Annotated in this window: 22 protein-coding genes; 4 read left to right on the forward strand and 18 right to left on the reverse strand. The window is 50.2% G+C overall.

The features are described 5' to 3' along the window. The first annotated feature begins 715 nt into the window (after window positions 1-715). Window positions 716-3,880, forward strand: coding sequence for a phospholipid carrier-dependent glycosyltransferase (locus tag NSB25_RS23575; RefSeq protein WP_172455260.1), 3,165 nt, complete (start codon window positions 716-718; stop codon window positions 3,878-3,880). A 59-nt stretch (window positions 3,881-3,939) separates the two neighbouring features. On the opposite strand, the gene NSB25_RS23580 is transcribed toward NSB25_RS23575, so the two are convergent. The 3 genes from NSB25_RS23580 to NSB25_RS23590 form a co-directional block, all read right to left on the reverse strand. Beyond that, a complete protein-coding gene (locus NSB25_RS23580) occupies window positions 3,940-5,331 on the reverse strand; it encodes an MATE family efflux transporter (RefSeq protein WP_103241906.1) in 1,392 nt (463 codons plus the stop codon). Between the two features lie 137 nt (window positions 5,332-5,468). Continuing rightward, window positions 5,469-7,460, reverse strand: a complete 1,992-nt coding sequence (locus NSB25_RS23585; protein ID WP_103241905.1) for an ABC transporter permease — start codon at window positions 7,458-7,460, stop codon at window positions 5,469-5,471. 17 nt (window positions 7,461-7,477) lie between these two features. Beyond that, window positions 7,478-8,251 (reverse strand): ABC transporter ATP-binding protein, encoded by a 774-nt coding sequence (locus tag NSB25_RS23590; protein ID WP_103241904.1) that lies wholly within the window; start codon window positions 8,249-8,251, stop codon window positions 7,478-7,480. Window positions 8,252-8,610: 359 nt separating this feature from the next. On the opposite strand from NSB25_RS23590, the gene NSB25_RS23595 reads away from it, so the two are divergent. Then, the gene (locus tag NSB25_RS23595) at window positions 8,611-8,799 is read left to right on the forward strand and encodes a hypothetical protein (protein WP_103241913.1); all 189 of its coding nucleotides are present in this window, start codon (window positions 8,611-8,613) and stop codon (window positions 8,797-8,799) included. 253 nt (window positions 8,800-9,052) lie between these two features. Here NSB25_RS23595 and NSB25_RS23600 read toward each other — a convergent pair whose 3' ends face one another. From NSB25_RS23600 to nifS, 4 genes are read right to left on the reverse strand one after another with little or no spacing between them, the layout of a single operon-like run. Beyond that, window positions 9,053-10,288, reverse strand: coding sequence for a tetratricopeptide repeat protein (locus NSB25_RS23600; RefSeq protein ID WP_103241903.1), 1,236 nt, complete (start codon window positions 10,286-10,288; stop codon window positions 9,053-9,055). Between the two features lie 41 nt (window positions 10,289-10,329). Continuing rightward, complete coding sequence (locus tag NSB25_RS23605) at window positions 10,330-11,385, reverse strand: sensor histidine kinase (RefSeq protein ID WP_103241902.1); 1,056 nt, start codon at window positions 11,383-11,385, stop codon at window positions 10,330-10,332. Continuing rightward, window positions 11,386-12,105: a response regulator transcription factor gene (locus NSB25_RS23610; protein ID WP_103241901.1), complete on the reverse strand. Its 720-nt coding sequence runs from the start codon at window positions 12,103-12,105 to the stop codon at window positions 11,386-11,388. A gap of 25 nt (window positions 12,106-12,130) precedes the next feature. Continuing rightward, on the reverse strand, window positions 12,131-13,315 hold the full coding sequence (gene nifS / locus NSB25_RS23615; RefSeq protein ID WP_103241900.1) for a cysteine desulfurase NifS: 1,185 nt from the start codon (window positions 13,313-13,315) through the stop codon (window positions 12,131-12,133). A gap of 173 nt (window positions 13,316-13,488) precedes the next feature. Between nifS and NSB25_RS23620 the strand changes: the two genes are divergently transcribed. Continuing rightward, the gene (locus NSB25_RS23620; RefSeq protein WP_103241899.1) at window positions 13,489-14,874 is read left to right on the forward strand and encodes a putative polysaccharide biosynthesis protein; all 1,386 of its coding nucleotides are present in this window, start codon (window positions 13,489-13,491) and stop codon (window positions 14,872-14,874) included. An 89-nt stretch (window positions 14,875-14,963) separates the two neighbouring features. Here NSB25_RS23620 and nrdR read toward each other — a convergent pair whose 3' ends face one another. After that, window positions 14,964-15,413: a transcriptional regulator NrdR gene (nrdR, locus tag NSB25_RS23625; protein WP_103241898.1), complete on the reverse strand. Its 450-nt coding sequence runs from the start codon at window positions 15,411-15,413 to the stop codon at window positions 14,964-14,966. Between the two features lie 111 nt (window positions 15,414-15,524). After that, the gene (locus NSB25_RS23630) at window positions 15,525-15,758 is read right to left on the reverse strand and encodes a PRC-barrel domain-containing protein (protein ID WP_103241897.1); all 234 of its coding nucleotides are present in this window, start codon (window positions 15,756-15,758) and stop codon (window positions 15,525-15,527) included. 230 nt (window positions 15,759-15,988) lie between these two features. Between NSB25_RS23630 and sigG the strand changes: the two genes are divergently transcribed. Continuing rightward, window positions 15,989-16,768 carry an RNA polymerase sporulation sigma factor SigG gene (gene sigG / locus NSB25_RS23635; RefSeq protein WP_103241896.1) on the forward strand — a complete coding sequence of 260 codons (780 nt, stop codon included), beginning with the start codon at window positions 15,989-15,991 and terminating at the stop codon, window positions 16,766-16,768. A 3-nt stretch (window positions 16,769-16,771) separates the two neighbouring features. On the opposite strand, the gene NSB25_RS23640 is transcribed toward sigG, so the two are convergent. The 9 genes from NSB25_RS23640 to murD form a co-directional block, all read right to left on the reverse strand. Next, window positions 16,772-17,293: a VanZ family protein gene (locus tag NSB25_RS23640; RefSeq protein ID WP_146040170.1), complete on the reverse strand. Its 522-nt coding sequence runs from the start codon at window positions 17,291-17,293 to the stop codon at window positions 16,772-16,774. Window positions 17,294-17,366: 73 nt separating this feature from the next. Continuing rightward, window positions 17,367-17,711 (reverse strand): hypothetical protein, encoded by a 345-nt coding sequence (locus tag NSB25_RS23645; protein WP_146040169.1) that lies wholly within the window; start codon window positions 17,709-17,711, stop codon window positions 17,367-17,369. 35 nt (window positions 17,712-17,746) lie between these two features. Then, entirely contained in the window at window positions 17,747-18,484 is a 738-nt protein-coding gene (sigE, locus tag NSB25_RS23650) for an RNA polymerase sporulation sigma factor SigE (protein ID WP_103241893.1), read from the reverse strand. 8 nt (window positions 18,485-18,492) lie between these two features. Further along, window positions 18,493-19,332, reverse strand: a complete 840-nt coding sequence (locus NSB25_RS23655) for a sigma-E processing peptidase SpoIIGA (protein ID WP_172455259.1) — start codon at window positions 19,330-19,332, stop codon at window positions 18,493-18,495. A gap of 140 nt (window positions 19,333-19,472) precedes the next feature. Beyond that, window positions 19,473-20,651, reverse strand: a complete 1,179-nt coding sequence (ftsZ, locus tag NSB25_RS23660) for a cell division protein FtsZ (protein ID WP_103241891.1) — start codon at window positions 20,649-20,651, stop codon at window positions 19,473-19,475. 120 nt (window positions 20,652-20,771) lie between these two features. Next, on the reverse strand, window positions 20,772-21,503 hold the full coding sequence (locus NSB25_RS23665; protein WP_103241890.1) for a cell division protein FtsQ/DivIB: 732 nt from the start codon (window positions 21,501-21,503) through the stop codon (window positions 20,772-20,774). Beyond that, window positions 21,496-22,746, reverse strand: a complete 1,251-nt coding sequence (murA, locus tag NSB25_RS23670) for a UDP-N-acetylglucosamine 1-carboxyvinyltransferase (RefSeq protein ID WP_103241889.1) — start codon at window positions 22,744-22,746, stop codon at window positions 21,496-21,498. The genes NSB25_RS23665 and murA overlap by 8 nt, the downstream gene beginning before the upstream one ends. An 87-nt stretch (window positions 22,747-22,833) precedes the next feature. Next, the gene (locus NSB25_RS23675; RefSeq protein ID WP_103241888.1) at window positions 22,834-24,009 is read right to left on the reverse strand and encodes an FtsW/RodA/SpoVE family cell cycle protein; all 1,176 of its coding nucleotides are present in this window, start codon (window positions 24,007-24,009) and stop codon (window positions 22,834-22,836) included. Window positions 24,010-24,026: 17 nt separating this feature from the next. Next, window positions 24,027-25,391 carry a UDP-N-acetylmuramoyl-L-alanine--D-glutamate ligase gene (murD, locus tag NSB25_RS23680; RefSeq protein WP_330406202.1) on the reverse strand — a complete coding sequence of 455 codons (1,365 nt, stop codon included), beginning with the start codon at window positions 25,389-25,391 and terminating at the stop codon, window positions 24,027-24,029. Window positions 25,392-25,415: the final 24 nt, after the last annotated feature.

The following is a 25,415-nucleotide window of genomic DNA, read 5'->3' on the forward strand; positions in this document are numbered from 1 at the left end:
CAGAGGTAAAATCCAGCCTCTACGCAGACTTAAGCGCGGTACTTTCGCGCTTTAGTCGAAGTTGAGGCTTAGTTTACCGGCGCGTTACCCCGCCGAGGAAAGAGCCTCCGGCCTCCTCTGCCGTCCCTTTGCTTTCCCCCTGACTTGCCGCAGGAATCTGGACATTAGCGACAGGCCCCCTGTAAGTCATTGCAGGAAGCTTGGCCTCTGGCGGCAACCCCCTGTCGGTCATCGCGGGAATCACGGCCTCTGGCGGCAACCCCCTGTCGGTCACCGCGGGAATCACGGCCTCTGGCGGCAACCCCCTGTCGGTCATCGCGGGAATCACGGCCTCTGGCGGCAACCCCCTGTCGGTCATCGCGGGAATCACGAGCTGGCTCAACATCAGTATCCCAGGATTGTGGCTTGCAGAATTTCTTCAAAATAAGGCTTGCACATCCCCCTCCACTGTGCTAGAATCAGTCCAAAGCATAACAATTTCTCACCAGGGGAATTCCTCTCTGCAGAATTCCTGTTCACCGGCCGCTTCCGGGGCACAAGTCAGTCATTTTCGTTTCTTGTCGGAAACTCTATGCTTTTAACTTCAAAACCAAAATGAAAGAGCAGCAGATTTTCGGACAGAATTTGTCCTGTTCTCCTGTGAGAAAAGGAGGACAGCGAAAGAAGAATGGATGTTATTTCAAATATATTACTTAACAGTACTGGAGGATCTATTATGCTGTTCATTCACCTGTCTGCACTTTCCGGGATTCTGGTTTTGACATTCTGTTATTGGGGAATGCGCCGGAATCGGGAATATACCATATCCAAATATCTGCTTTTTTTCTTATTCTTTGCTTCTCTGGGCGTACGGCTGCTGGCGGCTTCTCTGTCAAAAGGCTTCGGTTCCGACACGGCTTGCTTTGCCTCCTGGGCGGACAGAATCTTTCAGACCGGACCTGGCGGTTTCTATTCTCCTGATGTCTTTACGGACTATCCTCCCGGCTATATGTATGTTCTGTGGATAGTGGGAGCAGTGAGAAGTCTGTTTCGCATAGAGTATTATTCCGCAGCTCATCTCATTCTGCTGAAGCTCCCTGCCATACTGTGCGATATGGTATGTGGTCTGTTGATTTTCAGGGAGGCTGTGCACAGGGGCCGAAAGCAGCAGGCGCCTTTCCTCTGTGCTGCCTGGCTTTTCAATCCTGCTGTCATTCTGAATTCTTCCGTCTGGGGCCAGGTGGATTCCTGCTTCTCTCTGGCCGTTATTTTTCTGTGTCTGTGTCTTGTCAGAAGAAAACTGCCCTCCGCCTGTGTCGCCTTCGGCACAGGTCTCCTGATCAAGCCACAGATGCTGCTTTTTGCGCCTCTGCTGGCAGCAGGCATTTTTGATGAGCTGCTTTCCCCGAGTGTCAGAAAAATCAGCTCACCCCTCCCATGCACGGACAATGGGAAGCACTTTGCAGAGAAAGAACACTTTGCAGACAGCAAAAAGCTTTCTCTCTGCGGCACGGTCGTGCTGAAAATGATGCGTTGTCTCCTGCCTGGTCTGGCCGTAATTGTGGGTATGGTACTTTTCTGTCTTCCTTTCGGTCTGGAAAATGTGTGGAAGCAATATTTCAGCACAGTGGGTTCTTATCCCTATGCGGCAGTGAACGCCTGTAATTTCTGGGGTTTTCTGGGCTTAAACTGGGTCAGTCAGGATACCGTCTTTCTGGGGATTCCCTATCGTATACTGGGCGGAGCCGCCATTGCCGCAGTGATTGCTCTGGTACTCCTGATCAGCCTGAAGAATCGCAGAACTTCGGAAAAATATCCCTTTCTGGGCGCCCTGCTGATCGTTGGTATCTTCATGTTCTCCGTACGTATGCATGAACGTTACCTGTATTCTGCACTGCCGCTTCTGCTCCTTGCCTGGATTCAGAAGCCGTCGCAGCTTACCTTCTTCAGCTACTGTGGTTTTTCCGTTCTGCATTTTTACAATACTGCATATGTGCTCTTTTTCTATGATCCTGCCAATTATGACCGGAAAGCGCCTGTCATTCTGCTGGTTTCCGCAGGCATGCTGGTCTGCACAGGAGTCCTGTGTGCTGCAGCCCGGACGTTTTATGGGACGCCCAAAAGGCCACAGCCTTTTCAGGTTAAAACCTCCCGGAAAAGAATTCCTCTGAACAGAGCGGATATCTTTGTCATGTTCACAGTTACCTTAATCTATGGTGGTTTTGCTCTGTATGATCTGGGCGACCGAAAGGCCCCTGGCACAGCCCTTGACCTGACACAGAATCAGTCTCTGACACTGGATTTCGGCGGTGAAGTCCCTGCTGTATTATCCTATTATATTGCCCCCTGGCACGACAGAACCTTTTCTCTGGAGGGCCAATGGGAATCCTCCGGCCAATGGACATCCCTGGGAGAAATCACCCTGCAGAATGTATTCTCCTGGCAGGACATTTTACTGGAGGCCGATGTATCCCGGCTTCGGTTCACACTCACTGAGTCACAGGCTTCGCTGCTGGAATTTACTTTTCTGGATGAACAGGGAGAAATCCTTGTTCCGGTCAACGCTTCGGATTATCCTGCGCTGTTCGATGAAGCATCCCTGCATCCCGCAGAAAGCAGCTTCCGAAACAGTATGTATTTTGACGAAATCTATCATGGGCGCACTGCCTATGAGTTTCTGCACGGGCTCACCTCCTATGAGAATACCCATCCCCCCATGGGGAAAATTCTCATAGCTCTGGGCGTGGCTCTGTTTGGTATGAACCCTTTTGGCTGGCGGATTGCAGGTGCTCTGCTGGGCATTGTCATGGTGCCGGTTATCTATCTCTTTGCCCGCCGTCTCCTGAAGGATACTTTGCCTGCAGCTCTGGTCTGTGTGCTGTTTGCCTTTGACTTCATGCATTTTACACAGACCAGGATTGCCACCATTGATGTATACATTACCTTTTTCGTTCTGCTCATGTATTATTTTATGTACAACTATGCCTGCCTGAGCTTTTATGATATCCCTCTGAAGAAGACGCTGCTCCCTCTGGGAGCCTGCGGTATCTGCATGGGCCTGGGCATAGCTTCCAAGTGGACAGGAGTATATGCCGGGTGCGGACTTGCCATAATCTTTTTCTCTTCACTGTACAGAAGATATCGTGAATATTTTCACGCAAAAAAGAATCCTGACAGCAGCAGCAACGGAATTTCCCACAGACAGATAATCGACAGATTTCTTCCCTGTGCCGGGAATACCATTTTGTTCTGTCTGGTATTCTTCGTCCTTCTGCCGGCTGTCATCTACCTGCTGTCTTACCTTCCTTTTCAGGATTACGCGGAAAGAGGACTTCTGGCCAGAATGCTGCATAATCAGACTACCATGTTCGGCTACCACAGCAACCTGGAATCTGTCCATCCCTATTCCTCTGTCTGGTATGAATGGCCAATCATCAGGCGCCCCATATGGTATTATTCCCGCATTGTCTCTCAGACCGCGAACGGGGGGCTGCGGGAGGGTATCAGCGCCTTCGGGAATCCGGCGGTATGGTGGGCCGGTATTCCGGCCTTCTTCCATATGCTTTATCTGTGGGCAAAGAAAAAGGACACCACTGCCGCCTTCCTGGTTACAGGCTATCTGGCGCAGTATCTGCCCTGGTTCTTCGTGACCCGCGTCACATTTATCTACCACTATTTTCCCAGTGTGGTATTCGTGGTACTGATGATCGGCTACAGCTTTATACAATGGAAAAAGAAGGTTCCCGGACCGGCGTTTTCTGTGGCCATTATCCTGTACGGCGGGGTGGCCCTGGCTCTTTTCGGACTGTTCTATCCTGTGCTGGCGGGGCAGCCTGTGGAGGCAGCATTTGTGGCTGACTGCCTCAGATGGTTCAAAAGCTGGGTGCTGACTGCCAGCTGAAATCCGGGTCTGCCTTCCCCGGAACAGGCGGCAGACAAAGGCATGGGGCACATTGCGTATTATGTCTCATCATTTTGCCCATGCCTGATGATACGCTTTCTGCTCCATCTCCCGGTCAGAAGCCAGAGGAAGGATATGATGTAATTGATCGCCCATCCCATGGGAACCGCATACCACACGGCTTCCACCCCCCAGCTCTCCGCAAAGCGGAAGGAGACGAACACTCTGATTCCCAGATTGACCAGATTCGCCAGGGTAAATACTCCCACATCACCGGCTCCTTTGAGCACGCCGTCCGTGATGGCTTTTATCCCAATCAATACAAAGAAGAAACGGATAAAGGTCAGATAAGTATCTCCTGTGGCAAAGGCTTTGCCCTCCTCAATAAACACGGCGATAATCCGGGTGTGAAACAGGCTCAGCACAGTCAGGATCAGCAGAGCAAAGCCAAATACAATTGCATAAGCTGTTTTGTACCCTTTTTTCACCCGCTCCGGGTTCCCGGCACCAAGATTCTGAGCCGTAAAGGTGGACATGGCATTTCCCGTGGCAATCATGGGTACGATACAGATGGATTCAATCCGCATCCCCGAAGTATAACCTGCCAGAACCGAGGAGCCGAAGCCGTTTACCACAGACTGCACCAGCAGCATTCCAACAGAGACAATGGACTGCTGCAGCATGGAAGGAACAGCGATTTTCACCATGCTTCCCAACATTTCGGGGCTGTAGAGAATCTTCCTTTCTTTTTCCCCGTTTTGTTCCCGGATTTCTTCTGATTTTATCTCTTCAAACCTGCCCAGCTTCTTCATCAGCAGCAGAAAAGAAATTACCGCCGACAGACCCTGGGCAATCACTGTGGCTATGGCCACACCTGCCACACCCATATGAAAGGCAAGCACCGTGAGCAGGTCCAGAAATACATTCAATATGGAAGAAAAAATCAGCAGATACAGAGGTGTCTTCGAATCTCCCAGCGCATTGAACACCGCCGAAAGCACATTGTACATAAATAAGAAAGGCAGACCGACAAAATAGATACGCAGATACAGCACGGCATCCGCCAGTATGTTCGGCGGAGTGTTCAAAGCAGTGAGAATCTGCCTGCACATGCCGAATCCAAATATACCCAGCACCACACTCACCACCGCAAAGCTAAGCAGCGCCGTGTATACGGAAGTCCTCATTCTGCCATATTCTCCGGCCCCCAGATATTGAGACGTAATCACCGAAGCACCGATTCCCCCGCCTATGGCAATCATAATGAATACAGTGGTCAGAGAATAGGAAGCTCCCACTGCCGCCAGAGCCGCCTCGCCCACACACTGTCCCACGATCATGGAATCCACCATATTGTAAAACTGCTGGAACAGATTTCCCATAATCATGGGCAGTGCGAAGAAAAACAGAGACTTTCCCGGTGAGTCCTTAAGCATGTCGTACTTTCTCATAATCTCCCTCCCCCAGCTGCATTTACCTCTGTTTTCACAGTTTGACCGTAACAGTCCCGTCTATAATATACCAATGATAAATGCATGTCAAGGAGAAAGGCGGCACTGTCATCCGGTGCTCTGTCCTGCGGTTGTCTTCAGGCGTTATTCTCCATCTTCCTCACAATTCTGTAGTATGCCGTGGAAGTCCTCCTGTAGGACAGACTGTACACCAGCGCAAACACCAGACAGCCTCCCACAGAGCAGGCCATCAGCAGACCCGTCTCAAAGAATCCGATAGCCCCCATCAGCATATACACCATGCGCATCCCCACTGCGGTATGACACATTGCCCCCAACAGCGGCAGGCCAAACACCATGCTGATCTGCTTTCTGATGGTACGGCGGATTTCTCCGTCCCCCATTCCCACCTGCTGCATAATCTCAAAATTCTTCTGATCTTCAAAGCCTTCTGTTATCTGCTTATAGTACATGATGATCAGCAGACAAATCAGGAAAATGGCGCCGAAGAATATCCCTATAAACAGCAGGCCTCCATACATGCTCTCTTGCTCCTCCATCCACTGCCTGCGGTCCACATATTCGGCAAAATCCGGCAGAGCGGACACCTGTGTCTCAAGTTCCCGGGAAAAAGCATCTATGTCCGCTTTCCTGCCTTCCGGGCAGAAGCCATATTGATATGACATCTGTTCGAGGCTGTTTATACCAAACAGCGAACTCACCTCCTGCAGCTGCGCCTGGTCTGCAAACACAATACAATAAGTCCACTCAAACGTGTTGTTGGAATGCTTTTGCCTGATTCTGCTTTCATACAGTTCCTCTTTCACAGCATACTCCATATCTCCGAAAGAAACTGTTTCATTGGCATAATCTGCTCCGGAGGAGAAAATCATGACCTCCTTTGGCCGGAGACTTTTCTGTGCATTCTCCAGCAGATTATATTCTTCCACCGTCATCATATATAATTGTTTCCGCTTTGCATACTCATCGGGAGCTTCTGTCTGAAATGCATCTTCCTTCTGGTATGCTCTTGCCTCCACAAAGGAATACTCCATCTCTTCTTCCAGCACTACCCCATGCCTTGCGGCCAGCTCCGCCGTCTCCTGCCGCAGGGCATTTCTGTCCACTTCTCCTCTGCCGAAAAAATTCACTTCAAATTCTCTGTTAAAATTCGAGGTCACAATAGATTCCATCCCCAGATAAACTGCCACTGTGCAGACCACAGTGATGATGACCATAGTGGAAAAAACACAGATATTGGACAGACTGGCAGCATTTTTCTTCATTCGGTAAAGCATCCCTGATACCGTAATAAAATTCTCCGAACGGTAATAAAATCCCTTTCTCTTCTTAAAAAAGCGCAGCACCGCGATACTGCCTGAGGTAAACAGAAAGTAAGTCCCCAAAATAACCAGGAAAACCGCCAGAAAGAAATTTATAAATATTCCGCTGTCCAGCTTTGCCTCCATGGCCATCCGATATCCCAGTATCATGGCAGCCAGCCCCACGATACTCCAGAGTCCAATCCAGCGGGGTTCCCTCTCTCCTTTTCTGGAATCTCCCATCAGCTCCACGGGATTTGCTCTCCCCACCTGAACCAGATTCACAGACAGGTTCAGTCCCATGATGAAAGCATAGAAAATTACAGTGTCCGCGATTGCCCGGAAGCTTATGGAAAACTTCACATCCACAGACATTTTCGCCAGATTCAGAAGCAGCAGAAAAATCAGTCGTGAAAATACAAGTCCCAGCCCAATTGCACCCACAAGCACAATAGCATATATTATCAGACTCTCCCAAAACATCATGATACCGATATGCTTCTTTTCCAGTCCCAGTATGCTGTATAACCCCAGCTCTCTCTTCCGCCGTTTGATAAGAAAACTGTTGGTATAATAGAGAAAGGGAATCATAATCAGTCCAAGCAGCCCGAAGCCAATCTGTACCAGCATCAATGCATATACCCCTTTGGGAAGTGTCCGCATGACATCATTCTTCAGAATCAAATCAAATACAAAATAAGTAAACATGGCGAAAATGCCTGCTCCCATGTAAGGGAAATATACAGAACCGTTTTTCCGAATATTAGTTGCCGCCATACGAGGCAGAAGTAACATATATTTCTTCATTTTTCCTCACTCCTTCTTCAATCCTCTGCCGTGTCTGTTTTTTCCGTATGAAGAATCGTCAGCGTGTCCGATATCTTCCGATACATTTCCTCATCACTGAGTCTGCCCCGATAAATCTGATTAAACACACAGCCATCCTTGATAAACATCACTCTTCCCGCGCGGCTTGCCGCCTGAATGCTGTGAGTCACCATCAGTATGGTCTGGCCATCCTCATTTACCCGGGCAAAAATGCGCAGCAGTTTGTCGCTTGCTTTGGAATCCAGCGCCCCGGTTGGCTCGTCGGCCAGCACCAGCTGCGGCCTGGTGATCAGCGCTCTGGCCACCGCTGTGCGCTGCTTCTGACCGCCGGATACTTCATAGGGATATTTTTCCAGAAGATCCGCAATATCAAGCTTTGCCGCCAGAGGCTTCACTCTTTCCTCCATGCTGTGCCAGTCACATCCGGCCAGTACCAGCGGAAGTAAGATATTATCCTTCAGTGACAGCGTATCCAGCAGATTGAAATCCTGGAAGACAAATCCCAGATTATCCCGACGGAACGCACACAGCTCTTTCTGTCGGATATCCGCCATGTTCTTGCCTGCCAGCGTGACCACCCCGGCAGTAGGTCTGTCCAGAGACGCCATGATGTTCAGAAGCGTGGTTTTCCCCGAGCCGGACTCTCCCATGATTGCAACATATTCTCCCTGTTCCACAGTAAAATTTACGTTGTCCAGCGCCTGAACTTTATTCCCTCCCAGGCGGGTGGTATATATTTTTTTCAGATTTCTTACTTCCAGTAATGCCATTTTAAGCCTCCTCCTGCATTTTCGTTTTCTGTCGTTTTACTGCCGGCACTGGCCAGATTCTGCCTGAGCTGCCATGCCGGCGACAGCTTTGCTGTAACTGTATCTATAGCATACAGAAAAAGATACTTCCCTGCAATCGAAGTGTCTTACATTTTGTGCTTTTAAGCTTACGGTTTTGTAAGGTTGGTTATATTTCCTCTTTTCTTATAATGACAGGAGCACATTTCATGTTAAACAAATGCTTTACACTTCAGGAAACGATTGCTATAATAATAATAGCTCCTCAAAAAATATTGAGCAGCAATTATTATAATAAGAAGGATACTTGTAAACCCGATTTTCAGAAAGCAGGTGAGTATATGCCAAGTGGCGCAGACATCATAAAAGATTACATTACAGAGTTTTCCAGATTACAGGATTGGATGATACCCATCAAGGAAGTTGCTCCTGATACTTATCTGTCGATGTACAGACGGTATATCGAGCTAAAGGTCACTTTATCGAGTCTGGGTGTCAGTCTTGCCGAACTTGACAGAATAAAGGAATAAATCAAATCTTCCTGACAGGTCATAAATTCATTTCTATAATCAAAGAAGAAATCCCTCATACTCCAATAAAATCGCTTAGGCTATTTCTGAGTATGAGGGACTTTTTATATAACAATTGGGCAATCTGTCCGAATTGTCATACTTCTATTTCTTCCAAAAGCTGTCACAAGCTGGTATTCCAGTCCGGATGAAACAGACTGTCTGGAAGAATGCTTCCCGGAAATGTGCTTTTTAAGTTTGCCAATCGCCGCTTCTACCGCCGACTCCATTTTCCGAAAAAACTCTTCTTATAATGCCGAAGCTCCTCCTTCACTTCTGGGTGGTCGCCTGCCTTCTGCAGGCAGGCAATAGCTTTTGGAATATCCACAGCGACTCCCAGGCCCTGTCCATAGATCATTCCCCGCAGGTAGTCCGCTTCCCAGTAATTCCAGTTCATTTCATTCAGAAAACGAAGCGCCTGACTATAGTCCTGCCTGGTACCCCAGCCATAAAAGCTGAGCTTTGCCAGATAGAATACACCCCAATTACTGCCTCCGTCATGGGCAAAGGACATCAGCTCGTAAGCTTTCACGTAATCCTGGGGAACCCCTTTCCCATAAAAATATGCTTTTCCCAGAAGATTATATGCCCTGACATTACCGCCTGGAATGTCTTTCTCAAAGCACTTCACCGCATACGCTTCGTCTTTCTCTGCGCCGATTCCCTCGTAATAGCAGCGTCCCACATCGGTCCAGGAACCCGGATTGCCGCCCTCTGCCGCCTCCTTAAACCAATGAAGTGCCTCCTCCTTCCTTCCGGCCTCCTCCAGTTCCTCCGCATAGATGGCCTGATGAATGGGATGGCCGTACTCCGCGCCGGTTTTCCAGAGGTCTCTCGCCTTCTCCGGTCTGGGTGCAATGATATCCTCATCCCCCTGCGTGTAATAGCGATTCAGATTGTTGGCGGCAAAATAGACGCCACCGCGAAAAGCCTTCCAGAACCAGTCCTCACATTTGGAAATATTCTCCTTCAGATATGCCTTATAGGAAGCCTGGTCAGGAAAGGAACTTCTGTCCCTGTTCTGGATTCTCAGAAAATCCCACCAGAAATAGGAATTGGCCACCACATACTGGCTGAAAGCATCTCCCGATTCGGCAAGTTCCAACGCCTCCTCAAAAGCCTCTTCCAGACTGGCGAAAGGCATTTTCTTCTCCACTTCAGGCGGCAGCTCCCCTGTGCGCAGAGCCACCAGCACCCCCAGTGCACTTCCCTGCTCCACAGATTTGTGCAGCAGCTCCACAGCACGGTCGTCATCCTCGGGGAATCCGTGTCCCTTCCACACATACTGATAACCGCACAGGCATCTGGCCAGCACACAGCTGGCGTCTCCGTCCCCTTCGGCGGAAGCTCTCTCCAAAAGGGCAAATGCCGCCCTTCCTCTTCCTGTCCGCTCATTGTAATAAATGTCCTGCAGAGCCTGTTTTACTTCACTGCTTAATTGTCTGCTCATCTTATTCACGCTCCCTTTCTGCTGTTTTACGATTTTTAACTTTATCTGAGATTCCGTTTTGAAGGTCCCGGGATTCTCAGCGCCACTTCTGTGCCCTCTCCTTCCCGGCTTTCCACCCAGACGCCGATTCCCAGATGGTCGAAAATCCGACGACACAGATACAGCCCGATTCCGGTGGACCTTTTGTCCAGGCGTCCATTATACCCCGTAAACCCTTTCTCAAAAATCCTGGGCAGATCCTCGGCGCGAATGCCGATACCTGTATCTTTGATAAAAAGCCTCACACAGCCTGCCTCCGCCTCCTCCGCCCGGATGCTTATTCCTCCCGCCCCGGTATACTTGATACTGTTGGACAAAAGCTGCTCCAGGCAGAAAATGAACCACTTTTCATCTGTCACAACTCTGAAATCCATTTCTCCCAGTTCCAGTGCCAGCCCTTTATTGATGAAAAGCACAGAATATTTTTTCACAGACTGTCTCACCAGAGCGTCCAGGGCATACTCTGTCAGAACCAGGTCGGAAGAGATCCCTCCCAGCCGCTGAAAGGTCAGCACCATCTCCACATACTGCTCTATCTTGAACAGCTCTTCTTTCATCAGAAATGTATCCCTGTCCTGCAGATTCACCCGGTCAAAAAGCAGCTTCATGGCGGCAATCGGTGTCTTAATCTGGTGAGTCCACATCATATAGTAATCCCGGGATTCCGATGCGCTCTCTTCCCACCGCTGCCGTTCTGCCGCCTTGCTCTCATAAACCAGGGATAAAAATCGTTCCTGTGCCTCCTGAAAACTTTCCGCATCCTCAATCCCCTCCGACACCGAATCGAACGCCCGCATCTGCATCTTCCCGGGCAATTCCCCGGTCTCTTCAAAGTACCGGAATGCTTCCTCCAGCTTTGCGCTTCGCCGCACATACCTGATTCCCTGCCGAAGGCTGACCGCAGCCCAGATCACAAACGTCAGAAGGGCCGCGTACAGAAGCTTCTCCAGATTCTCGATATGATACAGGCTTCCCACAGTCACGAAGAAGAACACAGTAGTCAGATACACAATCACATTGTTCCTTTTTTCCCGTAAATATCGAACCCACAATCTCATCTATGTCTCTCCGATTCTGTATCCAAGTCCCTTTTTCGTCTGTATCAGCGCGCCGGCTCCTGCCCCCTCAAGCTTCTTCCGAAGTCTCGTCATATTCACGGTCAGAGTATTGTCATCCACAAAACAGTCATTATCCCAGAGACGTTTCATAATCGCTTCCCGGGATACGGTTTTCTGTATATTTTCAAATAAAATCTGTAAAATCCTGAACTCATTTTTGGTCAGCTCCACCTTCTGTCCCTGTACAAGCACAGAGGCGTCCGCCAAGTCAAGAATCAGCCCCTGATATTCCATCACACTGGTCTGTTCTCTGAACGTATAGGTACGCCGGAGCATTGCCTGGACCTTTGCCGCCAGAACTTCCGCCTCAAAAGGCTTCACCACAAAATCATCCCCGCCCATATTCACAGCCATGACAATATTCATATTGTCTCCGGCAGAAGACACAAAAATAATCGGCACCTGAGAAATCTGCCGGATCTGCGCACACCAGTAATATCCGTTAAAAAAAGGCAGACCGATATCCATCAGCACCAGCTGTGGTGCGCAGGCAGCAAACGCCCCCAGCACATTGCGGAAATCCTCCACACAATGCACTTCATATCCCCATTTTTCCAGATTCTTTTTCACTTCTTCGGCGATGACAGCGTCATCTTCCACCACCAGCAGCCGGTAATTTCCCTGTATTTCAGCTCCCGGTGTCCCTTCTCCATTCTCCATGAACTCCCGTCCTCCCAATATGATTTCACTGGTCGCTCTTTCCCATCTCTTTCAGAAACGCCTTATACCGATAATTCATCTCCCGGAGCTTCTGTACCGTTTCCTTCAGCCGGTCTGCCGCTGTCTCTATCTCCTCCCTGGTGTTCTCCTCCGAAAGTGTCATCCGCAGGGAACCTCCTGCCTCTTCATCATCCAGGCCAATCGCCCGAAGCACATGGGAAGGGTCTGTCTCTCCCGAGGTACAGGCCGAACCGCTGGAAGCGCAGATTCCCTTCAGCCCGAGAGTCAGTACAAGGGCCTCTCCCTCCACAAAGCGAAACGAAAAGTTCACATTTCCGGGCAGCCGCCTTTCTCTGTGTCCGTTCAGTCTGCAGCAGGGTATCTCCTCCTCGATGCGCTTTATCAGGTAATCCCTGAGCACACGTTCTTTCTCCGCTTTTTCCTCCATCCTCTCCATGGCCCTTCTGACTGCGGCGCCGAATCCCACAATCCCGGGAACATTTTCCGTGCCGGCTCTCCGCCTTCTCTCCTGCGCGCCGCCGTGAATCAGCGGAAGAAGCTCTGTTCTTCCGCGAATGTAAAGCATTCCCACTCCCTTTGGGCCGTTCAGCTTGTGTGCACTGGCGCTGAGCATATCCACCTTCAGCGCTTCCACGTCCAGCGGAATCTGCCCCAGAGCCTGGACGGCATCCGTGTGGAACAGTATCCCTTTCTCCCTGGCAATGGCTCCGATTTCTTCAACAGGTTCAAGGGTACCGATCTCATTGTTGGCAGCCATGACACTGATCAGAATGGTATCAGGCCGAATGGCCGCTTTCAGCTTATCCACTTTAACCATGCCTTCCCTGTCTACGTCCAGATAGGTTACCTCATACCCTTTTTCCTCCAGATACTGACAGGTATGAAGAATTGCATGATGTTCTATCTTCGTGGTAATGATATGTCTCCCTTTTGTGCGACAGCTCTCCGCAGCCGCCTTCAACGCCCAGTTGTCCGCCTCCGTCCCTCCGGCGGTAAAATAGATTTCCTCCTGACTCGCTCCTATGGCGGCGGCAATCGTCCTCCTGGCTTCGTTTACAGCCTTTTTCCCTGCGCTCCCAAGAGAATACACGGCGCTGGGATTACCGTAATTTTCCGTATAAAAGGGCAGCATGGCTTCTACCACCTCCGGCGCCGTCCTGGTGGTGGCGGCATTGTCCAGATATATCATCTTCCTTTTCTCCTTTTTAGCTTCCTCTCCGTCTGTGGCAGTGCGGCCTGACGCCCGGAAGCTTATCGTGAAAATTCAGTGCAAGTATATCACCCGCCCCATGTTCTGTCAATTGGACTTCCGGAATATAATAGGGTAAATCGACAGTTCACCGAAAAGGTACCCCGACATCCATGAAAACCAGAACGAAACATCCCCTGATTGTGGGAACTTTTATCCTCACCGTCACAGGCATCATCAGCAGACTCATCGGCTTCCTGTACCGTATCTATCTCTCCCGTCTGTTCGGCGAAGAAGGCATGGGGATTTATCAGCTGCTCAGTCCGGTGCTGTCTCTCTCCTTTTCCCTCACGGCAGCCGGCTATCAGACCGCCATTTCCAAGCTGGTGGCGGAACAGACTGCCACCCGGAAAAGGCCTTCTCTGCGGCCGCTTGCGGCAGGTTTAAGCATTTCCCTGCCTCTGTCCCTGGTCTGTAACGCCGCTCTCTTCTTTTTTGCAGATTTCATTTCCGCAAATCTGCTGCGAGAGCCCCGCACTGCTTCCATGCTGCGCATTCTATCCTTTTCCGTGCCATTTGCCGCAGTGCATTCCTGTATCAACGGTTATTTTTACGGCATCAAAAAAGCCGGAATTCCTGCCGGTGCACAACTCCTGGAGCAGGCAACCAGGGTGGGCTGTGTATACATAGTATCTGCCTGGTTCCTCGCCCAGGGCAGAGCACTTTCCATCAATGTGGCCGTACTGGGCCTGACCGTGGGAGAATTGTTCTCCATGTTCCTGACAATCGCCGCCATATCCCCCTATGGTTTTCCTCTCTGGAAAAAAGGGGCTCTCCTGCGTCAGGCACAGGGTTTCCTCCCGCCTTCCTCCTCATCCGGCCAGATTCTGTACGGAAAGCTGTTGGCCATGGCGCTGCCCCTGACCGCAAACCGTATTGTACTGAACTTCCTGCAGAGCATCGAATCTGTGTCCATTCCCACACAGCTGAAGCATTACGGCTATGACACCATAACCGCCCTCAGCGTATACGGCGTCTTCACCGGTATGGCCATGCCCTTTATCTATTTCCCCAACGCCCTGACCGGCTCTGTGGCCGTTCTGCTTCTGCCCATCATATCGGAGAATTATGCTCTGGGCAACATGGATGCGGTGAAAAAGGCAACTCTCCGGACCATAAAATACTGCGGCCTCATGGGAATATGCTGCATGGGCGTTTTCGTTTCGCTGGGGCGTTGGGCGGGAACCACACTTTTCGACAGCCCTCTGGCAGGTTATTTCATTACCACCCTAGGCTTCATCTGCCCCTTTCTCTATCTGGATACTACCCTGTCCAGCATTCTGCAGGGTCTGGGACTGGCAGGGCACATTTTCGTCATAAATGTCCTCTGTCTATTGGTACGTCTGGGATTCGTCTTCCTGGCTGTGCCCCGTTTCGGCATCACAGGCTATCTCTGGGGGCTCCTGGTCAGTCAGCTGGCCCTGGGTATCCTTTATCTGGGCTGTCTGAACAGATTTCTGAAGAAAGCCCACAAAAGCGCCCGACACTTCTGCAATTAGAACACCAAAAGAGCCGATGTATTGCATCTGCATTTCTGTCAGGAATACACCGGCTCCAAAAACCCTGTTTATATTGTTCTCAAAATGCTCTACTCCAGCATCTTCTTCAGCTCATCCACAAAAGTATTCACATCCTTGAACTCCCTGTACACGGACGCAAAACGCACATAGGCCACTGCATCCAGATCCTTCAGCTTGTTCATCAACAGTTCGCCGATGACCTGGCTGGAAATCTCCTTGTCCTCCCTGCTGAAAATCTCATTCTCCACATCATCCACCAGCATGGTAATCTGCTGGGCGCTGACCGGTCTCTTATGGCAGGCCCGCAGCAGGCCACCCTCGATTTTCGCCCTGTCATAGGTTTCCCTGTTCTCGTCTTTCTTAATGATAATCAGCGGAATGGTCTCAATCTTCTCATACGTGGTAAAACGCTTTCCGCATTCGTCACAGGCCCTGCGACGGCGGATGGAATTATTGTCTTCCGTGGGTCTGGAATCAATTACTCTGGTATTCTCATGGCTGCAAAAAGGACATTTCATACTGTTTCTTCTCCATCTGTACTATCCGCTGCAGCAGTTCGACGGCATTTCCAAACAGCTGCGATGCGCTTTCCCTGCCACTTTACGTCATTTTCATTTAACGTACCATATTCAGCAGTGAATGTCAACGAGAATAATATCCGGCCCAATCTGTTTGATATCCCTGAAGGGAATCACGATATTCGGTTCACAGTTTAAGAATCCCAGAAGCTTATTGCAGCCCGGTACCATAATCTTACAGATACAGCCGCTGCAGGGGTCGAATTCCAGGTCACATACCCTCCCCAGCTTTCTGCAGTCCTTTATATTGATGACATCCTTACATTTCAATTCGGAAAAAAGCATCCCGAATGCCTCCCCTTTTTTATGCTCTTATTATTAGAAATATGCGGCTTCTCCTCAAATGAGTACCTCTCCAATAAAAATTCTCCACAAAGAATATTTTTCGTCTTCAGGCACATACTACCACTATAGCATTACACGGTGACAGCCGCACTGTCATTCAGACATCCCGCGGTGCCGTAACTGAACTGCTGCATCATAAGCACGATATCCGTGCAGAAACGAGGAAGGAAATGACACAGGGAAAAGTGGAAATCTGCGGAGTAAACACCTCAAAGCTTCCGCTGCTGAAATCAGAAGAAAAGGAAGCTCTTTTCCGGCAGATTGAAGCCGGCGACGAAAAGGCAAGGGAAGCATATATCGAGGGAAACCTCAGGCTGGTTTTAAGCGTAATCAAACGCTTTTCCTCCAGCAATGAGAATGTGGACGACCTGTTCCAGATAGGATGTATCGGACTCATCAAGGCAATCGACAATTTTGATACTTCACTGAATGTAAAATTTTCCACTTATGCCGTGCCCATGATTATCGGTGAAATCCGTCGTTTTCTGCGCGACAACAGCACCATGCGTGTCTCCCGTTCCCTGAAAGACACTGCCTATAAGGCAATCTACGCAAAGGATTCTCTGACCAGGAAAAATCTGAAGGAGCCCTCCATGGAAGAGATTGCCTCGGAAATCGGTATCTCCAAAGAAGATATCGCTTACGCGCTGGATGCCATCCAGAATCCCTTAAGCCTCTATGAGCCCATTGTCACCGACGGCGGCGATACGCTCTATGTCATGGACCAGATCAGCGATAAAAAAAATAAGGAAGAGACCTGGGTGGAACATCTCTCCCTCAGCGAGGCCATGAAACGTCTGAATACCAGAGAACATGAAATCATTTCTCTGCGCTTTTTCGAAGGCAAAACACAGATGGAGGTGGCGGAAAGCATCGGCATCTCTCAGGCACAGGTATCTCGGCTGGAAAAAAACGCTCTGCGCAGCATGCGTGCCTATCTCACAGCCTAACGCCTATCTTTTGCCACGAAAAAACAGGCGCCAGACAAGAAATCCCACAGCCGTCCCCAAAGTATTGGTCAGGATATCATCTATCTGGAAATATCCTCTCTCCGTGACCAGCTGTAAGGTTTCGATGGTCAGGCTGGTGACAGCCCCCAGAAGCACGCAGCTCCAGAAGCGCCTGAGCCTTTCGATCGCCCAGGGCCCCAGAATTCCATAGGGAATAAACAGCAACACATTTTCCACCACAAAAGCATTGTTTCTGTCATTAATCCCCCATGTGGAAAACAACTCCAAATCGATTCCATCCCCGCCGCTGCCGCTTTCTCTGGACAGAAAAGTGATGACAAGCATCAGTGAAAGATAGGTGCCGAAAGCGGCTACCGGCAGCATTGCAGCCGGTCCTTTCCCCCCGCGCTTTCTGATCTTATTCATGGTCCGGAAAAAGACAGCAAAAACAACCCCGCCCAGCACCAGACCGTAAGGCAGAAAACGCACCATGGACAACATGTCCCTGTATATATATTCAAGCATATTATTTTCTCCGCAGAAACACCCGGGAATCCCACTGCGCCACACGCACAGTTCCTGTCACAGACTCTTCCCATTAAAAGCTGTCCCAGTCTTCCCCCGAATGCTCCCATTTATCCTTCTCCGCCAAAAACCTGCCGTTCATCCACGCAACGGCCTCTACCACACCGTCCTCCGCAAATGAAAATTCCGCAGTCTCTTTCTTTTCCTCCGGTGTCTTATAAAAATTAAAAGGGTCCGGCCATATGGTGCAGCGCAGCTTTCTCCCTGCCCCGTCGTCACTGACACCTTCCAGGCGATAGCGCATCCCATAATGGCACCCTGTAAATTCTGTCTTCTTCAGAAATTCCATCGACAGTATATCATCACGTTGAATCACGTTCGTACCTCTGTTATCTGTCCGCCCGACTCTTCTGTTCACGAACATTATATCCTATTTTATTTCTTTTGCATAGGTTAAATATTGTTACTCATCTCTTTTTTCAGCTGGCGCATGATTTTCTTCTCCAGCCTGGATATATAGGACTGAGATATGCCAAGCAGAGAGGCCACCTCCTTTTGGGTCATCTCCTCGCCATCCCTGGTTCCCAGTCCAAAGCGCAGATTGATAATCTTCTTCTCCCGCTCCGAAAGCTTGCTGATTGCGCCCAGAAGCAGCTTCCGCTCCGCTTCATTTTCCATATCCCGGTAAATCACATCCTCGTCGGTTCCCAGAATATCAGAGAGAAGCAGTTCATTTCCGTCCCAGTCCACATTCAGCGGTTCGTCAATGGAGACCTCCAGTTTCGTCTTGTTGTTCCTCCGCAGATACATCAGAATCTCATTTTCAATGCATCTGGAGGCATAGGTTGCCAGCTTGATATTCTTATCGGGTTTAAAGGTATTGATTGACTTGATCAATCCTATGGTTCCTATGGAAATCAAATCCTCCACCCCCACCCCCGTATTATCAAATTTTTTAGCTATGTAAACCACCAGCCGCAGGTTATGTTCAATCAGAATGGCTTTCGCCTCATCGTCATATTCCGTTCCCAGGTCACTGATCACCTGACTTTCCTTCTCTACTTCCAGCGGCGGCGGCAGCACTTCGGCTCCACCGATGTAATGAATTTCACCTTTTTTATGCAGGAACAGACTGTCCCTGCGAATCATTTTGAATTGCATTTTGCCCGGTAGCATTACCTTCAGAATCATTACGCCTCTCAATCTGCCGCTTCCACGGCTCCCGTTTTATGATTTTTCTCAAAAAGTCCGGGATTTATAATTATTTCCACGGATTCCACCTCTGCACCATCTGTGCGGGAAACCTCCTCATCGCTGACAGCTATGTATACATCCTTAAATTTCAGTCTCATTCCTTCTGTATCCAGTTCCAGCTCAGGCAGAAGATACCCCCTCATGATTCCTCTCTTCTTCCCGATACTGTGATAGGGAATCACTCTGAATCCACCCGTATCCTCCCCCCAGAGTCTCTCGAACAGCGATTTTCCCACCACACAGACAGGTTTGCCGCTGATTGGTTCCATCAGGCTGTTGCCGGAGTCCATCAGTCCCACCGCTTTCACCCGGATTCCATTCCTGCACAGGGTAGCTGTACATAAATCCTTCGTCTTAAGCCCGAACCGAAACCGGCGCAGAATCAAAAATGCAATTCCACCTGCTCCCAGAATTCCCAGAGCTCCTGTCAGCACTTCTCTGGCCGGTTTCAGACTCCTGATGAGAAAAAGCAGTATTCCTCCCATTCCAAAAGAATACAGAAGCAGTCTCTCCAGCAGCTTCAGAAACATTCTCAGGCTCCTCACAGGGAATGTGACACAGAGCATTCCCGCTGTCCCCACGCAGATTCCCGCCACCAGCTTCAATATGCCGGAAGCCGTCCAGAAAAAGGGCAGCAGATAACCTGCGGCTCCCACAGCCGCTCCCGCCGCAAGTCTCCCCGGTGAGGCAGCGCGAATGGTACTTCGGTCCACCAATATTAATAGATACAGGTTCATCACAAAATTAATGATGAACAGACTGTCAACATACAGTTCATAATGCATTGGCATCATCCTTTTCATAATTATTATAAAGGGGCTCATTTCAGGAATTTGTCAAATAGAGGGTAAAAGCAGCAAGAATTTTTCGACAAAAACAGCCGGATGTAATGTCACCCGGCTGTTTTAAACTGAACTGATATGAATTATTTTCTCTGAAGAAAATCAGGAATTTTCAATGTCTTCTCCGTCACGGAGCTGCGGATATCCACAGGCTTCTGAATTCCCTGGACGCCATCGCCCTGAGGGACCCCAGGTGCGGCAGGCTGCACATTCATATTGAGACCTTTCAGCGAATTCGACGCACCGTGAGAACCGGGCTGCCTGTAGGACATACCGGCGCCGAATCTGGACTGTGCAGCACCTCCGGCAGCATCATCCTCCAGCCCCGTGGCAATCACCGTCACAGTACAGCAGTCCGTCTTCGAGTCGTCATACATCGCGCCGAAGATTATATTCACATCCTCTCCTGTCAGACTCTGCACATAATCGGCCGCATCGCTTGCATCCGGCAGCGTAATGTCCCCGGATACGTTGAGAATGACATCTGTGGCACCGTTGATAGTGGTCTCAAGCAGGGGACTCTCCACTGCCATCTTCACCGCCTCCAGAGCCTTGTCATCTCCTTTCCCTTCTCCTATACCGATATGTGCAATTCCCTTGTCCTTCATGACCGTCTGAATATCTGCAAAATCAAGGTTGATGATGGCCGGCAGATTGATGAGATCAGTGATACCCTGAACCGCCTGCTGAAGTACTTCATCCGCTTTCTTAAGCGCCTCCGGCATTGTGGTACGCCTGTCCACAATCTGCAGGAGCTTGTCATTGGGAATGACAATCAGAGTGTCCACATGTTCCTTAATCTTCTCGATTCCTCCCAGCGCATTTACCATACGCGTCTTCGCTTCAAAGCGAAACGGCTTCGTAATCACGCCCACAGTGAGAATCCCCATCTCTTTCGCCAGCTTTGCGACCACGGGCGCCGCGCCGGTTCCCGTACCGCCTCCCATGCCGCAGGTAACAAATACCATATCGGCACCTTTCAATGCTGAGGAAATCTCTTCCGCGCTCTCCTCAGCCGCCTTCTCGCCGATCTCCGGCTTCGCACCGGCTCCCAGTCCTTTGGTGAGCTTTTCGCCGATTTGCAGCAGCCTCGGTGCCTTACAGAGCTGAAGCGCCTGCTTGTCCGTATTCACCCCGATAAAATCCACTCCGTCAATCTGTTCGTCTACCATTCTATTTACAGCATTATTACCTGCGCCGCCTACACCAACCACGATGATCTTTGCAGCAGATTCAGCATCGTTTGTCTTAATCTCAAGCAAGGGTATCTCCTCCTTTTCCAACCTCAAACCATAATCATACTTACTATCATATAATCATTTCTAAAATTAATCAACTGTTTTCTAAAAAAATTTAGTGTCATTTCCACCTGCCCTGTGAGTTCAGCTCTCCGGTTTAAAGGCATATTTTCCGCTTTCCTCATCATAGGTCTGCATCTGCAGAATCCCGCTCTTTCCCTCAAGCTTTGCCAGAACCCCCGGAAGTATCATAAGCTTATCCTCCAGTCTGGAGGATTCACTTCCCAGTGCCACCCTGATCCCTCCAAAATATATGGTAATTTCGCCGGAACCGTTAAAGTATATCTTGTCCGATGTGAGACTGTATTTCTGCAGCAGCTTGGTGATGTCCAGAATCTGATTGAAGATTCCCTCGTTCTCCACCGCAAGCTTCTCTCCCGTCACCATATGGTCAAATTCCAGCCCCATGATCTGCGGCACTCCCACAGTTCTCACACTGGAGCTTTCCACCACGCACCCATCCTTGTCAAAATATACATAGGTGTCCATGTATTTCACATACCCTACCAGCGTCTTTTCATAGACAATAATCTTAACGGTATCCGGCGACAGAATATCCACATCCATGACGTCCACAAAGGGAACTCCCTCTATCCCCTTATTTTTGTACTTCGCGGATAAATAGAGAGAATTGTCCCCCAGCGGACCCTCCATAACAATATTTTTTATCTCTTCTTCCGTATAATGGACATTTCCTTCCACATAAACTGTCTTAACGGTATAGTTGATTCTGATATAAACGACCACACCGGTCAGCAGTATCAGGATAAGGCAGGCAGAGAAAATACCCGCTTTCATTCTTTTGCTTTTAAACACTTGTCACACGCGCTCCTAACTCTCTGAAATCCCTGCCGATATTTTCATAGCCCCGATAGATATAAGAACAACCGCTTACAATTGTCTCTCCCTCCGCCATGATACCCGCAACCACCAGCGCAGCGCCGCCTCTCAGCTCCCTGGCTTCCAGACTGGCACCGTGCAGGCTGTCAACCCCTCTGACAGTCACACTGCGACAGTCTTCCCTCTCAATACAGGCACCCATTTTATTCAGATCGTCCACAATACGGAAACGATTCTCAAAAATGGTCTCTTCTATGTGACTGCAGCCGCAGCTCAGCGTCTCCGCCGCCAGTACCACTGACTGCAGGTCCGTGGGAAAGCCGGGATAGGGAACCGTCACAAGTCTCACAGGCTTCGGCCTGCCTGGCGCCTGTACATAGATTCCTTCCGGCGAGGTACATACGCGGCCGCCCATCTGCCGGGCCACCGTCAGAACGGCGGCCATCTCCTCCTCGGGGGCCCGCTCCAGAAGCACATTGCCTCCTGCGCCGATACAGCCGAATATATAGGTACCCGCCACAATCCTGTCCGCGGGCACGGTAAACGCAGTCCCCCGCAGCTTTCTGCCTCCGTGGATAATAAGCCTGGAGCTTCCCACGCCTTCGATAAACGCTCCGCAGCACTGAAGGTATCGACAGAGCGTCCGAATTTCCGGTTCCAGCGCCGCCCCTTCCAGAATCGTATCTCCGCAGGCTGCAACTCCGGCCAGAATCACATTCTCCGTTGCCCCCACGGAGGGGAACGGCAGACGAATCCAGGCGCCGTGCAGGCCTGCAGTCACGGCCTGCAGTCTGCCGTCCCTCTCTGTAAATTCCACGCCCATTTGCCCCAGCGCCGATAAATGCATATCAATGGGACGTTCTCCGATTACACAGCCTCCGGGATGCTCCATGACGATCTCTCCGCATCTGCCCAGCAGTGCTCCCAGCAGAAACAGGGAAGAACGCATCCCCATCACCGCTTCCCGGCACATATCTCCTCTTTTCACCTGTGTGGAGTCAATGATCAGTCCCGTCTCCTGCCAGTATACACTGCAGCCAAGCTCCTTCAGCAGGCTGACCATGGAATACACGTCCGCTATCCTGGGACAGTTTCCAATAAAGGATTTCCCCTCCACAAGCAGTGTGGCGGCCAGAACAGGCAGCGAAGCGTTTTTAGAACCATGTATACGAACCTTTCCCTGCAGGGCAACCCCGCCCTGAATACGAATAGAATCCATAAAATACCATCCGGCTTCCGATTAATTGAACTATTCTATCGTATGTGGAAAAAGCGGCTTTCGTACCTTGTCCAAATATATTCTCTCCTACAGTTCCTTCAGCTGGATTCTGCGGGCCACACTTAACACAAGCCCGATCTCAATCAGCAGGAACATTACCGAAGAACCACCATAACTGATAAACGGCAGCGAGATTCCCGTATTCGGAATCGTATTGGTCACAACAGCTATATTCAAAATGGACTGAACAGCTATATGTCCCATAACCCCCACTACCAGCATGGCGCCGAACAGATCCGGCGCATTGTTGGCAATCACCATCATACGCCACAGAAGCATGATAAACATGACAATGATGGCAACGGCCCCGAAAAGTCCCAGTTCCTCACAGATAATGGAAAAAATCATATCATTCTGAGATTCAGGGATAAAGTTCAGCTTCTGAATGCTCTGGCCAAGGCCCCGTCCCCAGATGCCTCCGCTGCCGATTGCATACAATCCCTGTAAGGTCTGGAAGCCTGTATCCATGGAGTCACTCTCCGGATCCAGCCACGCCAGGATACGACCGAAGCGGAAATTTCCCGTATCGCCCTTGGCCGCGGAAGATACCGCCAGGAAAATGGCCAGCGTCGCCAGAGCCGCAACTGCCAGGGCCATAAGGATAAATTTCTTATAATCGGGACTGGCCACAAATACCATCAGCACCGCAATGGCCAGAACAATAATGGCTGAGCTCAGGTTTTTGGTGATCACATAGATTTCCAGTGCCACGGGAAGAGGAAGCGCCACCATCACCAGAAATCCTTTCATTGTGCGGACCGCTTTCCCCATCTTGCAGACCATCACTGCCAGGAACAGAATCAGACACAGCTTCGCCACCTCAGCCGGCTGCAGATTCAGGCCGATGCCGGGAATCCGGATCCACCGAGTAGCCCCATGGGACTTCACCCCCAGAGGTGTCTTCACCAGAGGCACCAGAGCCATGGACACCAGATAGCCCAGCAGCGCAAACCTTTCCCAGAAATGATAGGGAATATTGGCCACCACAATCATCAGCACCAGTCCGATAATAATGGCCGTCAGCTGCTTTTTCAGATAATACGCCGCATCCTCAAAGCTCTGAAACGCCGTGTAGGAACTGGCAGAGTAGATCATCACCAGTCCGAAGCCCAGCAGAAACAGCACGATAAACAGAAGGCTGTAATCAAAAAAATATTCGGATTGTTCTTTTTTCTTTCGCTTTGCTCTTCTCTGTACAGCCATATGCGCTCCCAACTTTTCTAATCCAGCCCCCTCACATATTCTTTAAAAAGGTTCCCTCGTACCTCATAGTTCGGGAACATCCCCCAGCTGGCACAGGCCGGTGACAAAAGCACCGCATCTCCCTCCTCCGCAAGACTGGTACAGAGCCTCAGACATTCCTCAAAGGTGTCTGCAAAACGAATCCTGTCAAACCCGTGCCTCCCGGCGCACTCCGCAATCTTTTCTCTGGTCTGGCCTATGAGCACAAGCCATTTTACTTTTGTCCCGAAGCTTTCTATCCATTCGTCATATTCGCTTTCCTTGTCATAGCCTCCGCCGATTAAAACCGTTGGTCTGCTCATGGCACGGATTCCCTGAATGGCAGCGTCCGGATTGGTTCCCTTCGAGTCATTATAATAGTCCACTCCACCTTTGGACGCCACGAATTCAATTCGATGCTCCACGGCGTGAAAGGTTCTGATGACACCCAGAATCGTCTCCATGGGCACTCCCATTCCCTCCGCCACGGCAATGGCAGCCATGACATTTTCCACATTGCACAGCCCCACCAGATTCATGTCTCTGTGGATATCCAGAACTTCTGCATCCTGTCCCTCCACAGCTTTCACCACCTTGTCACCCTTCAGATAATAGCCGTTTTCCAGTTTATGTACCGAAGAAAAATAAACCACCCGAGCCGGACACCTTTCCCCGAAGGCTCTTGTATATTCATTCTCGTAATTGAGAACACAGATATCATCCTTCGTCTGGTTCACCGCGATATTTTCCTTTGCCGCCACATAAGCTTCCATGGTGTGATGCCGGTTTAAATGGTCCGGCGTGATATTCAGTATCGCCGAGACTGCGGGGTGAAACTCCCGTATGGTCTCCAGCTGAAAAGAACTGATCTCACCCACTGTGACAGTATCTTCCGCAGTCTTGCGACATTCCGAAGTGTAGGGATTCCCGATATTTCCCACTACAAAGGTTCTCTCTTCCCCCAGGTGGGCCTTCATGATTTCTCCCACCAGGGTGGTGGTTGTGGTCTTGCCATTGGTGCCGGTAATCGCCGCCACCCGGCCCTTTTCCTTCCGGAATCCCAGCTCTATCTCCCCTATTACGACAGCACCGTTCTCCCGAAGCGCCTTCACCAGAGGAATATCCACCGGTACCCCCGGACTTAACACCACTGTCTTCATCTCCTTTGCAGCGGATTCCGGCAGCTTGCCCGCCACGCACACCGCCCGGCTCCCTTCCGGAAGAAGCGCCCGCATTTTCTCTTCTGTCAGCTTTTCATTGCTGTCGTACAGCACGACCTCCGCTCCCATATGTTCCAGAAGCCCCGCAGAACCGATTCCGCTGATACCGGAACCGATCACCAGACATTTTTCTCCGTCTCTCATTCTCAATCATCCTTCTTTCAGGCC

Source organism: Acetatifactor muris (assembly GCF_024623325.1).
Classification (GTDB): Bacteria; Bacillota; Clostridia; order Lachnospirales; family Lachnospiraceae; genus Acetatifactor; species Acetatifactor muris.

Bases quoted from the DNA above. Each gene is read 5' to 3' on its own strand.
- nifS (WP_103241900.1), bottom strand. From the start codon at position 13,315: ATGATATATCTGGACAATGCCGCCACCACCAGGACGGCGCCGGAGGTG.
- sigE (WP_103241893.1), bottom strand. From the start codon at position 18,484: ATGATTCTGAAGGTAATGCTACCGGGCAAAATGCAATTCAAAATGATT.
- NSB25_RS23640 (WP_146040170.1), bottom strand. From the start codon at position 17,293: ATGCTTGAATATATATACAGGGACATGTTGTCCATGGTGCGTTTTCTG.
- murD (WP_330406202.1), bottom strand. From the start codon at position 25,391: ATGAGAGACGGAGAAAAATGTCTGGTGATCGGTTCCGGTATCAGCGGA.
- NSB25_RS23600 (WP_103241903.1), bottom strand. From the start codon at position 10,288: ATGAGCAGACAATTAAGCAGTGAAGTAAAACAGGCTCTGCAGGACATT.
- murA (WP_103241889.1), bottom strand. From the start codon at position 22,746: ATGGATTCTATTCGTATTCAGGGCGGGGTTGCCCTGCAGGGAAAGGTT.
- NSB25_RS23580 (WP_103241906.1), bottom strand. From the start codon at position 5,331: ATGAGAAAGTACGACATGCTTAAGGACTCACCGGGAAAGTCTCTGTTT.
- NSB25_RS23585 (WP_103241905.1), bottom strand. From the start codon at position 7,460: ATGAAGAAATATATGTTACTTCTGCCTCGTATGGCGGCAACTAATATT.
- NSB25_RS23630 (WP_103241897.1), bottom strand. From the start codon at position 15,758: ATGCTTTTTTCCGAATTGAAATGTAAGGATGTCATCAATATAAAGGAC.
- NSB25_RS23675 (WP_103241888.1), bottom strand. From the start codon at position 24,009: ATGGCTGTACAGAGAAGAGCAAAGCGAAAGAAAAAAGAACAATCCGAA.
- nrdR (WP_103241898.1), bottom strand. From the start codon at position 15,413: ATGAAATGTCCTTTTTGCAGCCATGAGAATACCAGAGTAATTGATTCC.
- NSB25_RS23605 (WP_103241902.1), bottom strand. From the start codon at position 11,385: ATGAGATTGTGGGTTCGATATTTACGGGAAAAAAGGAACAATGTGATT.
- NSB25_RS23610 (WP_103241901.1), bottom strand. From the start codon at position 12,105: ATGGAGAATGGAGAAGGGACACCGGGAGCTGAAATACAGGGAAATTAC.
- NSB25_RS23590 (WP_103241904.1), bottom strand. From the start codon at position 8,251: ATGGCATTACTGGAAGTAAGAAATCTGAAAAAAATATATACCACCCGC.
- NSB25_RS23620 (WP_103241899.1), top strand. From the start codon at position 13,489: ATGAAAACCAGAACGAAACATCCCCTGATTGTGGGAACTTTTATCCTC.
- NSB25_RS23655 (WP_172455259.1), bottom strand. From the start codon at position 19,332: ATGCATTATGAACTGTATGTTGACAGTCTGTTCATCATTAATTTTGTG.
- NSB25_RS23575 (WP_172455260.1), top strand. From the start codon at position 716: ATGCTGTTCATTCACCTGTCTGCACTTTCCGGGATTCTGGTTTTGACA.
- sigG (WP_103241896.1), top strand. From the start codon at position 15,989: ATGACACAGGGAAAAGTGGAAATCTGCGGAGTAAACACCTCAAAGCTT.
- NSB25_RS23595 (WP_103241913.1), top strand. From the start codon at position 8,611: ATGCCAAGTGGCGCAGACATCATAAAAGATTACATTACAGAGTTTTCC.